Below are 15,247 nucleotides of genomic sequence, written 5' to 3' on the forward strand. Positions count from 1 at the left end.
GGGGGGGGGGGGGGGGGGGGGGGGGGCGGGGGGGGCCCCCCCCCCCCCCCCCCCCCCCCGCCGGCGGGGCGCCCCCCCCCCCCCCCCCCCCCCCCCCCCCCCCCCCCGCCTCCCCACGGAACATCCCGGAGCCGCTTTGGCTTTGGCTCGCCGGGCACGGCCCGGCGCTACCCGTAACGGAAAGGCCGCCTCGCGGCGGCCTTTTCATTACTTCAGCTTGATCTCGCGCAGGCGTTCCTCGAGGAAGCCGTGGGCGGTGATCGGCTCCGGATACCGGCTCGGGTTCTCCGGGGTGATGCAGGACGGCAGCACGTCGATCAGGAAGTCCGGGTTCGGGTGCAGGAAGAACGGCACCGAGTAGCGCGGCTGGCGGGCCAGCTCGCCCGGGGGATTGACCACGCGATGGATGGTGGAGGGATACACGTGATTGGTCAGGCGCTGCAGCATGTCGCCGATGTTGACCACGATGGTGTCCGCATCCGACGTGAACGGCACCCACTTGCCATCGTGCGACTGCACCTCCAGGCCCGCCGCACTGGCACCAACCAGCAGGGTGATGAAGTTGATGTCGCCATGCGCACCGGCACGCACGTTGGGAATGTCGTCGGTGGTGATCGGCGGGTAATGGATCGGGCGCAGGATCGAGTTGCCGAAATTGGTCTTGTCGGCGAAGAAATCCTCCGGCAGGCCGATGTGCAGCGCCAGCGCCGACAGCACGCGCGACCCGAGGTTGTCCAGCGCCTGGTACAGGCCGTAGCCCCGCTCACGGAAGCCCTCGACCTCGGTCGGCCACAGGTTCGGCGGCATCACGTCGCGGTACCTGGAGTCGTCGCCGATCTCCCGGCCGATGTGCCAGAACTCCTTCAGATCGAAGTGCTTGGACCCCTTCGCGGTTTCCACGCCGAACGGGGTATAGCCACGTGCACCGCCCCCGCCGGCCACGTGGTACTTCCGCTTGATCTCCTCCGGCAGGGCGAAGAAGGCCTTGAAGACATCGTAGGCCGCGTCGATGTCGGCCTGCGGAATGCCGTGGTTGCGGATGCCCGCGAATCCCCATTGGCGATAGGCCGCCCCCAGCTCGGCCACGAAGGCCTCGCGGTCGCTGTCAAAACGGGTGATGTCGAGGGTAGGGATCTGGCTCACAGCGGTTCCTGGCTTGTCATTGGGTCTGGAGGGCCGCCGCATTCAGGGCCCACCTGAACATTGTGACAGATCGCCCGCAGGTCGACACCGATACGTTGAAACAAACCGATACAATGCGCGACCCGCGCGCGGATCCGCCAGCCGCGGCGGCGCCGCCCCCTTGTCCCGCTCCTGCTGAACACGTACCGACGATGCCCTCCGCTCCACCCGCCGCCGATCCAGCTTCCCGACCCGGTTGTACCCAGCACTGGCGCCGGCTGGCCTGGTGGTCCTTGTTCGTGGCGGCAAACGCCGTACTGGCAGCCGTCATCACCCTGGGCAACGTGCCGCTGCGGGACAACCCCGGCGGCCCCGTCGGCCTGGCGTATCTGGCCGTTGCCCTGCCCGGCCACCTGCTGGCGTTCGGCGCGCTGGCCGGCCTGCTGCCGCTGCTGCTCGGACTGTGGGCCCGCAGCGCGCGTCCTCTGAGCATCGGCGCGGTGGTGCTGCAGGGCCTGTGGCTGTGCCTGCTGCTGGTCGATGCCAAGGTGTTCGCGCTGTACCGCTTCCACCTCAATGCCATGGTGGCGAACATGGTGTTCGGCGGCGCGCTGCACGATCAGGTCGCACTGTCGTGGAAGACCTGGCTGCAGGCGATCGCCCTGGTATCGGCCATCTTCGCCGCCGAAGCCCTGCTGGCGTGGGCCTGCTGGAAGCTGCTGCCCGCCCTGCCCCGACGGCGCCACGTCCTGCAGGCATGGACACTGGTCATCCTGCTGATGGCAGGTGGCCAGGTGGCGACCGCCTATTACGATGCACGCGGCGAGCGTGACGTGATCAGCCAGTGGAACTACCTGCCCTGGGCGCAGCCGATCACCGCCAAGAGCTTCATGCGTCGCCTGGGCGTGGTCAGCCAGCAGCAGGCGGGCCTGCCCGACCCCCGCCATGCCCAGCTGCACTACCCGCTGCATCCGCTGCGCTGCCAGAGCCACCGGCGGCCGAACGTGCTGATGGTGGTACTCGAATCACTCCGCCACGACGTGCTGACGCCACAGATCATGCCGAACACCACGGCATTGGCGCAGTCCTCCCGCGTCTACGAGCATCACTTCAGCACCGGCAACGCCACCCGCTACGGCCTGTTCGGCCTGCTCTACGGCCTTCCCGGTGGCTACTGGGCAAGCATGCTTGACGAGCAGCGTGGCTCGCAGCTGTTCCAGGTCCTGGGACAGCAGGGCTATGACCTGCACCTGTACGGCAGCGCGCCGATGTACAGCCCTGAATTCGACCGCACCGTGTTCGCCGATGTCCGTGACCAGCTGCACCAGGGGCCGTCGGCACTGAAGCCCGATGGCCGCGACCGTGCCATCGTCGCGTCGCTGCAGCAGGACATCCGTAACAGCCAGGCCGCGCAGCGCCCGTGGTTCGGTTTCGTGTTCCTCGACTCCACCCACGCGCCCTACCACCTGCCGGCCGACTATCCGCCCCTGGCCACGCCGATGGCCGCGGACATCGACTTCCTCAAGTTCGGGCCGGACCACGATCCGACGCCGGAACTGAACCGCTATCACACCTCCGTCCACTACGCCGACAGCCTGGTCGGATCGCTGCTCGATACCCTGCGTGCGCAGGGCCTGGAGCAGGACACCATCGTGCTGGTCACTGGCGATCACGCAGAGGAGTTCAACGACCTCGCGCTGAACTACTGGGGCCACAACGGCAACTTCTCCGACTACCAGTTGCAGGTGCCGTTCGTGCTGCACTGGCCGGGCGAGGCCAGCGGCCGTGATGCGCGCACCAGCTCGCATGAGGACTGGGTGCCCACGCTGATGCGGCACGCCCTGGGCTGCGAGAACCCGCTGGCCGACTACAGCACCGGCCAGGATCTGCTGGCGGCCCCGGAAGGGCTCCGTGCCCTGGTGGTGGAGAGCTGGTCGCAGCGCGCCGTCCGCCACGGCGATGCCCTCTATGTGTTCGACAAGTTCGGCAATGCCACCGCGCTGGATCGGCACTATCGCCCACTGCCACAACAGGCGCCGGACGCAGCCGCGATCCGTTCCGCCTGGGAAGCGCTGACGCGCTTCCGCAATCGTTGATATCAAGGATCGAGTCCGCATGAAACGTTCGCTGCGCATCCTGCACACCGAAGCCGCCAAGGGAATGGGCGGGCAGGAGATCTACATCTTCCGCCACATGCAGGCCATGCGCGCGCGCGGCCACGACGTCTCGCTGCTGTGCCAGCCCGAGGCACGGCTGGCGCAGCTGGCGCGCGATGACGGCTTCACCGTGCATACGCTGCGCATGGGAGGGCTGGCGCGCCTGCTGCGCGGCATCTGGTCGGTTTCGCGCCTGGTGCGCCGCGAACGCTATGACGTGGTGAACACCACCAGCCGTCGCGACGCCTTGATTGCCGCCGCCGGCGCCCGCCTCGGCGGTGCGCCGCTGGTGGTGCGCTCGCGCCACCTGATGAGTCCGGTCAACTCGCTGCTGACCTATACCGGCCTGCCGCACCGGGTGCTGACCGTCAGCAGCTTCGTCAAGCAGCTGCTGGCCGACCGTGGCATTCCCGCTGAGCGCATCGGCATCGTGCCGCCGATCGCGGTTCCACCGCGCTGGACCGATATCCGCAAGGAAGATCCGTGGCAGTGCCTGCAGGACGTGCGTGCCGAAGTCCGTGCCGAGCTCGGCTTCGGCGAACAGGACATCGTGGTCGGCTGCGTGGCGGTGCTGCGCGAGCCCAAGGGCCATGCCGATCTGCTGCAGGCAATGGTGCCGCTGTGCAAGGCCAATCCGAACCTGCACCTGGTGGTGATCGGCGACGGGCAGCCAGTGATGGAGCGCCTGCAGGCGATGTGCGCCGAGCACGGCCTGCAGTCGCAGGTCCACCTGCTCGGCTACCGCGACGGCGCCTGCCGGCTGATGGCCGGCTTCGATATCTTCGCCCTCGCCTCGCACAAGGAAGCCGCCGGCACCGTGTTTCTGGAAGCGGCGTACGTCGGCGTGCCGATCGTGGCGACGCGGGTTGGTGGCGTGCCGGAGATGGTCGTGGACGGCAGCAATGCAATCCTCACCCGGCTGGGCGACAATGCTGCCCTGACGGGCGCTCTGCGCCTGCTGGTGGACGATCCGGAACGGCGCCGGCAGATGGGCCGTGCCGGCTGGGAATGGATGCGCGCTGCGCACCGCTTCACACCCACCGGCCACGGCGAGACCACCGAACACTACTACCGCCAGTGGCTGAAGGAGCTGGGACATGGCTGATGCCCGAACCGTACCGGTGCTGATGCACCATCACGTCAGTCCGTCGCCCGGCATGATCACGGTGTCGCCGGAGAATTTCGAAAGCCAGATTGCCTGGCTGGCCAACAGTGGCTGGACCTCACTGACACTGGAGCAGTACGCCGGGTTCCTGGCCGGCAGGCCGGTGCCGCGCCGGTCGATCGTCATCACCTTCGACGATGGCTACCTGGACAACTGGGTCTACGCGCATCCGATCCTGCAGAAGTACGGCATGCACGCGGTGGTGTTCGTGGTCACCGGATGGATGGGCGAAGGCCCGGTGCGGCCGCATGCAGGCCTGCCCGGCGCGGTACTGCCGGCAACGCCGGACCATCGCGGCTGCGAGGCCGCCATCTACGAGCAGGGGCGCAGCGACGATGTGATGATGCGCTGGAGCGAAGCGCGCGCGGCGATCGACGCGGGCACCTTCGAGGTGCATTGCCATACCCACACCCATACACGCTGGTTGCGCCGCGAAGACCTGGACCGCGCGCAGCGCCGGGCCGGCATCAGCAACGACCTGGCCTTCTCGCGCCAGGTCCTGCAGGACAAGCTGGGCGAAGTTTCGGACACATTGTGCTGGCCGTACGGTGACTTCGACGATGACCATGTCGAAGTCGCGCGCGAGCAGGGGTTCCGTTACCTGCATACCACCCACCCGTTCGGCCGCAACGTGATCGGCGGCGATCCCGAACGCATCTACCGCTTCGCGATCCGCAACCGGCCGGCCAGCTGGTTGCGCAAGCGCATCGCGCAGAGCTACAACCCGTTGATCGCGCCGCTGTTCAACGGCTTCAAGGCCCGCCAGAAGAAGATGGTGCCGGGCCCCTGAGTCCGCCTCGGCCCAGCAGCGGCCCCCTGAACAGAAAACGCCCCGGTCGTCCGGGGCGTTGTCCGTTGCGGAACCACCTGCGGGCTCAGGCCGCGGCGGCGGCCTTCACTGCGGCCGACAGGCGATCCAGCGTGTCCTGCATCAGTGTTGCGTCATCGGCCTCGACCGTCACCCGCACCACCGGCTCGGTGCCGGACGGGCGCAGGAATGCGCGCCCACGGCCGGCCACGGCCTGCTGCGCCTCCAGCAGTGCCGACTGCACGCTTTCGGCCTGCACGGTGGTCTTGGCCGAGACATTGCCCAAGCGCACGTTCACCGTCTTCTGCGGGACCTTCACCAGCGGCTGCAACGCCTGCCGCAGCGTCTGTCCGCTGCTGCGCAGCGCAAGCAGCACCTGCAGCGCACTGACGATGCCGTCACCGGTCGTGGCCCGGTCCAGGCACAGCAGATGGCCCGAGGCTTCGCCACCGAGCACGCCGTCACCTTCGATCAGCGCCTGGTGCACGTAGCGGTCGCCGACGTTGCTGCGCTGGAACGGGATCTGCAGGTCGGCCAGCGCCTTCTCCAGTCCATAGTTGCTCATCAGCGTGCCGACCACCGGCCCACGCAGGCGACCTTCCGCCTGCCAGGTGCGTGCCAGGATGTACAGCAGGTCATCGCCGTCGACCGGATTGCCCTGGTCGTCAGCCATCAGCACGCGATCACCGTCACCGTCGAAGGCGATGCCGAGATCGGCACGGGTCTCGCGGACCTTGGCGGCGAGGTTGTCGATATGGGTCGAACCGACGCCGGCATTGATGTTCACCCCGTTCGGCTCGGCACCGATGCCGATGACCTCGGCACCCAGCTCGCGGAACAGCAGCGGGGCGATCTGGTAGGTGGCACCATGCGCGCAGTCCAGCACCAGACGTACGCCACGCAGATCGAACGCACGCGGCACGCTGGCCTTGCAGAACTCGATGTAGCGGCCTACCGCCTCGCGCGCGCGCGACGCCTTGCCCAGCCGCTCCGATTCGGCCGTGGTGAACGGCACGTCCAGTGCGGCTTCCAGCGCCAGTTCGGTGGCGTCGTCCAGTTTCTCGCCCTGTGCGGAGAAGAACTTGATGCCGTTGTCGTAATGCGGATTGTGCGAAGCACTGATGACGATGCCTGCATCAACGCCCAAGGTGCGGGTCAGGAACGCCACCGCCGGGGTGGGCATCGGGCCGAGCAGCTGCACATCGGTGCCGGCGGCGACCAGGCCCGCCTCCAGCGCCGCCTCGAACATGTAGCCGGAAATGCGGGTGTCCTTGCCGATCACCACGATCGGGCGGCGCCCGTCATGGCCGTGCCGGGCCACCAGGACGCGGCCCAATGCATTGCCCAGGCGCAGCACGAAGTCGGCCGAGATCGCTCCCTCGCCGACACGTCCACGGATGCCATCAGTACCGAAGTACTTGCGGCCTCCCATCAAGCCACCTCCGGCGCCGGCTGGCGGCCCAGCATCGCCAGCAGGTCGGACAGGCGGTCACGCATTTCGCGGCGGTCGCAGATCTGGTCGATGGCACCATGCTCCAGCAGGAATTCCGAACGCTGGAAACCTTCCGGCAGTTTTTCGCGCACGGTCTGTTCGATCACGCGCGGGCCGGCGAATCCGATCAGCGCCTGCGGCTCGGCGATGTTGATGTCACCCAGCATCGCGAACGAGGCCGATACGCCACCGGTGGTGGGATGGGTCAGCACCGAGATGTACGGCAGGCCGGCTTCACGCAGCTTGCCCAGCGCAGCCGAGGTCTTGGCCATCTGCATCAGCGAGAACAGGCCTTCCTGCATGCGCGCGCCGCCACTGGCGGAGAAGCAGACGTAAGGCGCACCGATCTCCACGGCAGCCTCGGCCGCCAGCGAGAAGCGCTCGCCGACCACCGAACCCATCGAACCGCCCATGAAGGCGAAATCGAACGAGGACGCGACCAGCGGACGGCCCTTGAGCAGGCCGCGCATGGCGATCAGCGCGTCGTACTCGCCGGTGTTCTTCTGCGCGATCTTGATGCGCTCGCTGTACTTCTTCTGGTCCTTGAACTTCAGCAGGTCGGTCGGCCCCAGGCGCGCGCCGATCTCGGTGGTGCTGTCCGCATCGAACAGCGCAGCCAGGCGCGCGCGTGCGCGGATCGCCATGTGGTGGCCGCACTTCGGGCAGACCTCCAGGTTCTCTTCCAGTTCCGGCCGGTACAGCGCGCTGCCGCAGTTGCTGCACTTTTCCCACAGGCCCTCGGGGACGCTGCGCTTCTTGCTGGGGGTGTTGTCGGTGCGGATGCCGGACGGCATCAACTTGCTGAGCCAACTCATGCGGGAGGACACTTCCGTTCAGGGCGGCCCGGGGGCCGCAAAGGCGGACAGTCTAGCTCCGCTTTCCCCGCCCGTGCACCCCTTGCCGGCCTGTGGGCGGCGGCGGAAAAACCATGCTGGGACGTACGTTTAGCGCAGGCAGCGCCGGGCCACGCCCGGCGGATACGCCGTAGCGCGCACCGTCGGGCATGGCCGGGCGCTGCCGTCAGGCGTCCAGGGCCTGGCGCAGGGGCGCCAGGAATGCGTGCGCCCGCTGGGCCGCCTCTTCGGCCGAGGTCGCTTCGGCCAGTGCCGCGACCAGGGCGCTGCCCACCACCACACCGTCCGCCTCGCGCGCCATGGCCGCCGCACTGGCGGCATCGCGGATGCCGAAGCCGGCCACCACCGGGACCGTGGCCCGTTCACGCAGCGCCTGCAGGCGTACGCTGGCGGCCTCGCTGTCGAGGCGGTCGGACGCACCGGTGACACCGGCAAAACTGACGTAGTACAGGTAGCCCCGCGCCAGCGCGAGCAGCTTGTCCGCGCGTGCCGGGCTGGTGGTCGGGGAGGCAAGCAGGACCAGGGCCAGGCCTTCCGCATCAAAGGCCTGCTGGGCCTCGCCGGCTTCCTCCGGCGGCAGGTCGACCAGCAGCACGCCATCCACGCCGGCGCTCACCGCGGCCTTGGCGAATGCCGCGTAGCCATGGATCTCCACAGGATTGAGATAGCCCATCAGCACCACCGGCGTCTGCGCATCGCGCTGGCGGAACTGCGCTACCGCCTGCAGGACGTAACGGCTGCCTGCACCGCGCGCCAGCGCACGTTCGGAACTGCGCTGGATGGTCGGGCCGTCGGCCATCGGATCGGAGAACGGCACCCCCAGTTCGATCACGTCGGCGCCCGCCTCAACCAGTGCATGCATGACCGGCACGGTTGCTTCCAGCAGAGGATCGCCAGCGGTGACGAAGGGAATCAGTGCCTTGCGCTGCTGTTCGCGCAGGCGCTGGAAACAGGCGTCGAGTCGGGATACGGGCATGTCAGATACATCCTTCGATCAGGTCAACGGCGCCGCTGGCGCCCCAATGCATTCTGGATACGGTGCCATCCACGATCTCCACGCGGATCGCCAGATCGGAACCGGGGTCCTGCCAGAGCAGGGATTCTCCGGCGTCGGCATCAATGCCCAGCGCAGCTGCGATGACGCCCTGCGGCATCTGCTGCAGCACCTGCGCACGCGGCATGTCCAGGCGCAGTCCGAACGGCCCGGGCTGGGTCACCACCAGTCCCGAATCGTCGATCGGAGCCAGGTCGAAACGCACCACGTTGCCGTCCTGCACCAGCATCGCCACGCCCTCGGGCAGCGTGCCGCGCTCGTAATAGTCGCAGCGCCCGGCCGTCGCCTCGGCGAGGCCAGCCGAGTGCCACTGCGCCTCGGCCTGCAGTTCGCTGAAAGGCTGGCCGATCAGCACCTCGCCGGCATGGTCCAGCGCGACCGAAGCCACCGTCGGCGCGGCCCCGTCATCCGTGACCTCCCCTGCTGCAGGCAACGGTGCATCCTCGATCGGGTGATGGGCGGCATCGTCGTCGTTGCTGGCCACCTGGCGGGCCGGGGCGATGGCCGCCGGAGACGTCGCCGCGGGCGCCAGCACCGGCGGATCGGGCGGCGTGCAGCCGCCCAGCCCCACCGCCAGTACCAGCGCGCCGCCATGGCGCAGCATGGGCCTCACAGCACCAGCCCTTCGCGTGCGGCGATGGTATGCACGTCCTTGTCGCCACGCCCGGACAGATTGCACAGCACGATCTGGTCGCGCGGACGCTCGCGCGCCAGCTTGATCGCCTGCGCCAGCGCGTGGCTGGACTCCAGCGCCGGCAGGATGCCCTCGGTGTGTGCCAGCAGATGGAACGCCTGCAGCGCTTCTTCGTCGGTGATGCCGAGATAGCGCGCGCGCCCGCTGTCGGCCAGGAACGCGTGCTCCGGGCCGACCCCCGGATAATCCAGGCCGGCCGACACCGAGTGGGTCTCGATGATCTGGCCGTCGTCGTCGCACAGCACGTAGGTGCGGTTGCCATGCAGCACGCCTGGACGCCCTGCCGCGATCGAGGCGGCATGGCGGCCTGTGTTGATACCGTCACCGGCCGCTTCGGCGCCGACGATCTCGACCTGGCGGTCGTTGAGGAAGGCATGGAACAGGCCGATCGCGTTGCTGCCACCGCCCACGCACGCCGTGATCGCATCCGGCAGCCGGCCATACTCAGCCAGCATCTGTTCGCGCGCTTCGCGGCCGACGATGGCATTGAAATCGCGCACCATGCGCGGATACGGGTCCGGGCCGGCCACGGTACCGATGATGTAGAAGGTGTCCTGCACGTTGGTCACCCAGTCGCGCATCGCTTCATTGAGCGCATCCTTCAGGGTCGCCGAACCGGAGGTGACCGGCACCACCGTCGCGCCGAGCAGCTTCATCCGGTAGACGTTGATCTTCTGCCGCTCGATGTCGGTGGCGCCCATGTACACCACGCACTCCAGGCCCAGGCGTGCGGCAACGGTGGCGCTGGCGACGCCATGCTGGCCGGCGCCGGTCTCGGCGATGATGCGCGTCTTGCCCATCCGCGCCGCCAGCAGCGCCTGGCCGATGGTGTTGTTGATCTTGTGCGCACCGGTGTGGTTCAGGTCCTCGCGCTTGAGCAGGATCTGTGCGCCGCCGACGTGGTCGCTCAGGCGCTGGGCGTGATAGATCGGGCTCGGCCGGCCCACGTAATGAGCCAGATCGCGGTCGTAGGCCGCCTGGAACGCGGGGTCTTGGCGGGCCTGGTCATAGGCCAGGGCCAGCTCCTGCAGCGGACCGACCAGGGTTTCTGCGACAAAGCTGCCGCCATAGCGGCCGAAGTGGCCCTGGGCATCCGGGAAGGCGTGGTAGTCGGCAATGGGGGAGGCAGACATGGCAGGGACCGGTGATTCAGACAGGTGGATACTCTAGCGCACGGGTCATGACCGGAAAATGGATATTATCTGGCACATATCGTCAGGAAATCTCACATGAGCCGATCCCTGCTGCCGCCACTCAATGCCCTGCGCGCGTTCGAGGCCACCGCCCGTCTGGGCGGTGTTGGCCGCGCCGCGCAGGACCTGCATGTCACCCACGGTGCAGTCAGCCGGCAGCTGAAGCTGCTGGAGGATCATCTGGGCCTGGCCCTGTTCCAGCGCGCCGGGCGTGGCCTGCGCCTGACCGCATCGGGAACACTGTTGCAGGCGGCCTGCAGCGAAGCCTTCGCCGGCATCGAAGACTGCGTGCGCGAGCTGCGGCGGCCCGCGGCGTCGCCAGCGCTGGTACTGGGCTGCAGCGGCAGCGTGCTGGCGCGCTGGATGATTCCGCGCCTCCCCGCCCTGCAGGCCGCACTGCCCGGTGTGCGCCTGCAGTGGTCGGCACTGGACGGCAGCTTCACCGAGGCGCAGGCGGCACTGGATGCGGTCCTGCTGCTGGCGCAGGGGCCGTGGCCACGGGGCTGGCAGGTGCGCGAGCTGGCGCCCGAGCGGGTGGGCGTGGTGGTGGCACCGTCACATCCGGCGGCGCAGCGCCTGCGCCATGTGCCGCCCTCGGCACTGCTGCAGGAGACGCTGCTGCACACCAGCTCACGGCCACAGGCGTGGCCGACGTGGGCGCAGGCGCACGATCTCGACCCCGCCCGGCTGCGGCTGGGCACGGGTTTCGAACACCTTTACTACCTGCTGGAAGCGGCGGTGGCAGGGCTGGGTCCAGCGATCGCGCCGGAGCCGCTGGTCGCTGAGGATCTCGCGGCAGGCCGGCTGCTGGCCCCATGGGGTTTCGCCGCCACGGGCGGCTTCTGGGTCCTGGCGCGGCCGGAGGGCCAGGCCGACGCACGCGTCGACGCCCTGGCGGACTGGGTCGCGGCCCAGCTGAGGTAACGTGACGCCGCAGCCTCCCGGTCCTACTCCAGCACGGTGCAGTCGGCGCGGCGCACTTCCTCGACGAAGGTGCGCATCCTGTAGCCGTCCTTGATGCCCGGCTCCAGTTCAATGCCGCTGGAGACGTCGACGCCCCACGGCAGGGTCGCCAGCACCGCGTCGTACACATTGTCCGGGGTCAGACCGCCGGCCAGCAGGAATGGCCGATGCAACCCGGTCGGAATGCGGGTCCAGTCGAATGCAACACCGGTACCGCCACCGCCCCCCGGTGCATGGCTGTCGAACAGGAAGCCGGCCGCGCTCGGATAGCGCAGTTGCAGGGTACGCGCGTTGACTTCCTCACGTCCCCCCATCGCGACCGCCTTCAGGTAAGGCATGTTGAAGCTGCGGCAGAAGCTCTCGTCCTCCTCGCCATGGAACTGCAGCAGGGTGGGCCGCACGGTGCGCAGCACTTCGCGCACCTCTTCCTTGCTGTTGTTGCGGAACAGCGCCACCACGTCGACCATCGGCGCGATCGCCTGGCGCATCGCGCGCGCTTCGGCGGGCGCAACCCGGCGGCTGCTCTCGCGGGCGAAGATGAAACCCACCGCATCCACGCCGAGCTCGCCGGCCAGGCGCACGTCGCCGGCACGGGTCATTCCACAGAACTTGATGCGTGTACGGTAGTAGGAGCGGCTCATAGCGTGACCTCGGCGGGCAGATGCCAGTTGTCGGGGTACAGCGGTCCAAGAAACACCAGGCCCTGCGGCGGTGCAGTGGGACCGGCTACGGTGCGATCCCTTCCGGCCAGCAGCTCGGCGATCCACTCCACCGGTTTCTCGCCGCTGCCGACCAGGATCAGCGAACCGACGATATTGCGAACCATGTGATGAAGGAATGCATTGCCCTGTACCGCCACCTCGATCACCTCGCCGTGGCGGCTGACCTGCAGTGACTGCAGCTCGCGCCGCGCATGCAGGGCCTGGCACTGGACCGAGCGGAACGCGCTGAAGTCGTTCTCACCCAGCAGCGCCTGCCCGGCCGTGTGCATCAGCGTCGCGTCCAGTGCGCGACGCTCCCAGCTCAGCGTCTGCCGGTCCAGCGCCGGCCGTACTTCGCGATTGAGCAGCCGGTAACGGTAGCGGCGCGCCCGCGCTGAGAACCGCGCATGGAAATCCTCCGCCACCGGTACGCACCAGCGCACCGCGATCGAGCGCGGCAGGCGGGTGGTGGTACCCAGCATCCAGGCGCGCGGGTCGCGCACTATGTCGGTATCGAAATGCACGACCTGGCACTGGCCGTGCACGCCGGCGTCGGTTCGGCCAGCGCAGACCACCTGCAGCGGCGCGTCGGCCACCGAAGACAGGGCCTGCTCAAGACTGGCCTGGACGCTGGGACCGCCCTCTCCCAGGTTCTGCCAGCCTCTGAAATCGCTGCCGTCGTACTCGACGCCAAGCGCATAACGCATGTGCTACCTCGATGTTGCGGAGTGGACGACGCTCAGGCCGGATCGCGTTCCGACCAGACCGCCAGTTCATTGCCACCGGGTTCGACGAACTGGAAGCGGCTGCCGCCCGGGAAGGAGAACACCGGCCGCACCACCTCACCACCCGCCTGGCGCACGGCCATTTCGACCGGGGCCAGCTGATCGGCGTACAGCACCAGCAGCGGGGCGCCTTCGGTGGCGCGTTGCGGCTGGCCGCGGAAGAAGCCCCCCTGCAGGCGACCATCGTCGAAGGCGGTGTAGTCGCTGCCGTAATCGACGAACGACCAGCCGAACACCTTCTCGAAGAAGGCACGGCTGGCGGCCGGGTCGCGGGACGCGAACTCAACATAGTCGATGCGACGCTCGCGGGTCATGGCAGGGTCCTTGTCGAAGGTATCGGTCACGGCAGCCGGGCCAGCAGCTCGCGCGCCTGCGCCTGGCAGTCCGGGTCGCCCCCTTCGGCAACCTCCAGCAGCAGGGTACGCGCGGTCTGTGCGTCGCCCAGATCCAGGTAGGCGATCGCCAGTTCCAGGCGTTCCTGCCCGGCGCGGGGCGACCAGGTGTCGCCGGCATCCTCCACCGACGGGGCGTCGTTGTCCTGCAGATCGGCGGGCAGGTCGAACACGCCGCGGAACTGCGGCTGCTGCTCGGCATGCAGCGCGTAGTCCGGGACCGAAACCCCGGAATCGGCTTCCTGGGCCGTCGGCCGGCCAACACCCCTCTCGTCCACCGGTTCGTCCCAGCGCGGCAGGTCGGTCACGGGTTCCGGCAACGGTGCCTCGTCCTTGCCATCGCCCGACGGCTGCCCGTCCGTGCCGCCCGATCCGTCTTCGGATCGGGCGTCGGCGATCGTCGCCCAGGCCGGCATCGCCGGCTCCTGGCGCCCGCTGTCGGCATCGGCGGTAGACCACGCAGACTGCTCGGCCAGCGTATCGAGCGCCGCACCGGCCGGCACGGCCGCCGCCAGAGCTGCGGCATCGTCCTCCTCGCGCAGCGGCGGCAGCGGCGATGGCTTGCGACGGCGCAGCAACCATGCGGCGCCTGCCAGCACCAGCAGCACCGGCAGTCCCAGCCAGTACCACGGCGTTCCGGCGTCACGCGCGCCCGGCGCCTGTGCCAGCCGTTGCTGGGCCGCCGCCAGGTCGTTGTCCTTCATCGCGATCAGCGACTGCTGTTGTGCCTTCAGCGTCTCCAGTTCGGCCACACGCTGTTTCAGCTCGCCGATCTCGGCATCGCGGGTGGCAATGTCCTCGCGCGCCTGGCGAAGTTGTTCGTTGCCCAGCATGTCACCCTCGCTGCCGGCTCCGGTGCCGGTGGTTGTGCCCGCGTGCGCGGCGTCGGACGCCAGCGCCGGGGCGATCTCAAGTCGTGCCCCGGCCGCGGCGGCCGGAGAAGTGGCCCGCGCAGCGACCGCAGGTGCAGGAACGCCTGCCGGCTGCGGCACGGTACGCGCCTGCCGCCACTGCGCGGCGTGTTCGCGGACCAGGGCACCGGCTTCGGCCGCATCCACAGCCGCCAGCGCGTCACTGCCGGGCATGCGCAGTACCGCACCCTGTTTGAGCAGGTTGATGTTGCCCCGGATGAAGGCCTCGGGATTGGCACGCAGCAGCGCAATCATCGCCCGGTCGCGGCTGACCTGGTTGCCGCGGGCGACCGCGCTGGCGATCTGCGACAAGGTCTGCCCGCGCTGCACGGTAATGCTGCCATCGGCAGCCGGCGGCAACGACGGTGCAGCGGCAGCGCGCGGACGCACCGGTGCAGCCGCCGTGGTCGCACTGGCCGGCGTCCCGCCCTGTGCAGGCGCCGGTACCGCCGCCTCGGCGGGCGGATCGCGGGCGATGGTATTGGAGAGCGTGCCCGCCGGTGCGACGATTTCCGGTTCCGCCACGGCCAGCGCGCTGGAGGGCGCATCGATCAGGGCCGAATACTCGCGCACCAACCGTCCCTGCCCCCAGTCGGCCTCGACCAGGAAGCTCAGCGACGGCGTCTCCACCGGCATCTGCGAGGTGACCCGCACCACGGCCCGCCCCTGCGCATTGCGGGTCAGCTCGAACTGGAGCTCGCCCACCAGGCCGGTCGGCTGTTGCAGGCCGACACGTTCGAACGTGGCTGGCGATGCCAGCGCCACGCGCAGATTCTCCAGCTCCGAAGGATCGGCGGACACCACCGGAATCTCCGCCAGCAGCGGCTGACCGGGTCTGGACAGGACGCGGATGTCGCCCAGCCCCAGCGCGAACACCGGACTGCTGGCCAGAGCCAGCAGTGCGGCAGACAGATAGGTGAGCGGGCGCGATGCGCCCTTGGCCCGTTTATTCATGGG

At 68.8% G+C, this 15,247-nt stretch carries 14 protein-coding genes; 4 read left to right on the forward strand and 10 right to left on the reverse strand.

Annotated elements, in window-relative coordinates; all coding sequences use genetic code 11:
- Positions 1 to 207: 207 nt before the first annotated feature.
- Positions 208 to 1,185, reverse strand: a complete 978-nt coding sequence (locus ACVOME_RS06030; RefSeq protein ID WP_053520081.1) for an isopenicillin N synthase family dioxygenase — start codon at positions 1,183 to 1,185, stop codon at positions 208 to 210.
- A 149-nt stretch (positions 1,186 to 1,334) separates the two neighbouring features.
- On the opposite strand from ACVOME_RS06030, the gene ACVOME_RS06035 reads away from it, so the two are divergent.
- Genes ACVOME_RS06035 through ACVOME_RS06045 form a run of 3 tightly spaced genes read left to right on the forward strand, consistent with a single transcriptional unit; the run spans position 1,335 to position 5,233 of the window.
- Positions 1,335 to 3,218 carry a DUF3413 domain-containing protein gene (locus tag ACVOME_RS06035; protein ID WP_111186386.1) on the forward strand — a complete coding sequence of 628 codons (1,884 nt, stop codon included), beginning with the start codon at positions 1,335 to 1,337 and terminating at the stop codon, positions 3,216 to 3,218.
- Positions 3,219 to 3,237: 19 nt separating this feature from the next.
- A complete protein-coding gene (locus ACVOME_RS06040) occupies positions 3,238 to 4,383 on the forward strand; it encodes a glycosyltransferase family 4 protein (RefSeq protein ID WP_053520079.1) in 1,146 nt (381 codons plus the stop codon).
- The gene (locus tag ACVOME_RS06045) at positions 4,376 to 5,233 is read left to right on the forward strand and encodes a polysaccharide deacetylase family protein (RefSeq protein WP_481504832.1); all 858 of its coding nucleotides are present in this window, start codon (positions 4,376 to 4,378) and stop codon (positions 5,231 to 5,233) included. Before ACVOME_RS06040 ends, ACVOME_RS06045 begins: the two co-directional genes overlap by 8 nt.
- Before the next feature lie 85 nt (positions 5,234 to 5,318).
- Here the strand turns inward: ACVOME_RS06045 and glmM are convergent, their stop codons facing one another.
- The 5 genes from glmM to trpB all read right to left on the reverse strand — a co-directional run bounded on the left by glmM (position 5,319) and on the right by trpB (position 10,478).
- Positions 5,319 to 6,683 (reverse strand): phosphoglucosamine mutase, encoded by a 1,365-nt coding sequence (gene glmM / locus ACVOME_RS06050; RefSeq protein WP_111186387.1) that lies wholly within the window; start codon positions 6,681 to 6,683, stop codon positions 5,319 to 5,321.
- Complete coding sequence (gene accD / locus ACVOME_RS06055; protein WP_053520076.1) at positions 6,683 to 7,558, reverse strand: acetyl-CoA carboxylase, carboxyltransferase subunit beta; 876 nt, start codon at positions 7,556 to 7,558, stop codon at positions 6,683 to 6,685. The genes glmM and accD overlap by 1 nt, the downstream gene beginning before the upstream one ends.
- Before the next feature lie 205 nt (positions 7,559 to 7,763).
- Positions 7,764 to 8,573, reverse strand: coding sequence for a tryptophan synthase subunit alpha (gene trpA / locus ACVOME_RS06060; RefSeq protein WP_065174902.1), 810 nt, complete (start codon positions 8,571 to 8,573; stop codon positions 7,764 to 7,766).
- A gap of 1 nt (position 8,574) precedes the next feature.
- Complete coding sequence (locus ACVOME_RS06065) at positions 8,575 to 9,264, reverse strand: hypothetical protein (RefSeq protein ID WP_481504833.1); 690 nt, start codon at positions 9,262 to 9,264, stop codon at positions 8,575 to 8,577.
- Positions 9,261 to 10,478 (reverse strand): tryptophan synthase subunit beta, encoded by a 1,218-nt coding sequence (gene trpB, locus ACVOME_RS06070; RefSeq protein ID WP_065181847.1) that lies wholly within the window; start codon positions 10,476 to 10,478, stop codon positions 9,261 to 9,263. Before trpB ends, ACVOME_RS06065 begins: the two co-directional genes overlap by 4 nt.
- A gap of 96 nt (positions 10,479 to 10,574) precedes the next feature.
- On the opposite strand from trpB, the gene ACVOME_RS06075 reads away from it, so the two are divergent.
- Positions 10,575 to 11,462, forward strand: coding sequence for a LysR family transcriptional regulator (locus ACVOME_RS06075; RefSeq protein WP_053520072.1), 888 nt, complete (start codon positions 10,575 to 10,577; stop codon positions 11,460 to 11,462).
- A gap of 23 nt (positions 11,463 to 11,485) precedes the next feature.
- Here ACVOME_RS06075 and ACVOME_RS06080 read toward each other — a convergent pair whose 3' ends face one another.
- From ACVOME_RS06080 to ACVOME_RS06095, 4 genes are read right to left on the reverse strand one after another with little or no spacing between them, the layout of a single operon-like run.
- Positions 11,486 to 12,142 carry a phosphoribosylanthranilate isomerase gene (locus ACVOME_RS06080; RefSeq protein WP_053520071.1) on the reverse strand — a complete coding sequence of 219 codons (657 nt, stop codon included), beginning with the start codon at positions 12,140 to 12,142 and terminating at the stop codon, positions 11,486 to 11,488.
- A complete protein-coding gene (gene truA, locus ACVOME_RS06085) occupies positions 12,139 to 12,909 on the reverse strand; it encodes a tRNA pseudouridine(38-40) synthase TruA (protein ID WP_481504834.1) in 771 nt (256 codons plus the stop codon). The genes ACVOME_RS06080 and truA overlap by 4 nt, the downstream gene beginning before the upstream one ends.
- A gap of 32 nt (positions 12,910 to 12,941) precedes the next feature.
- Positions 12,942 to 13,301 (reverse strand): VOC family protein, encoded by a 360-nt coding sequence (locus ACVOME_RS06090; RefSeq protein WP_065174912.1) that lies wholly within the window; start codon positions 13,299 to 13,301, stop codon positions 12,942 to 12,944.
- Positions 13,302 to 13,327: 26 nt separating this feature from the next.
- On the reverse strand, positions 13,328 to 15,244 hold the full coding sequence (locus tag ACVOME_RS06095) for a motility hub landmark protein FimV (RefSeq protein WP_481504835.1): 1,917 nt from the start codon (positions 15,242 to 15,244) through the stop codon (positions 13,328 to 13,330).
- Positions 15,245 to 15,247 lie beyond the last annotated feature (3 nt).

This window comes from Stenotrophomonas sp. STEN008 (assembly GCF_056760435.1).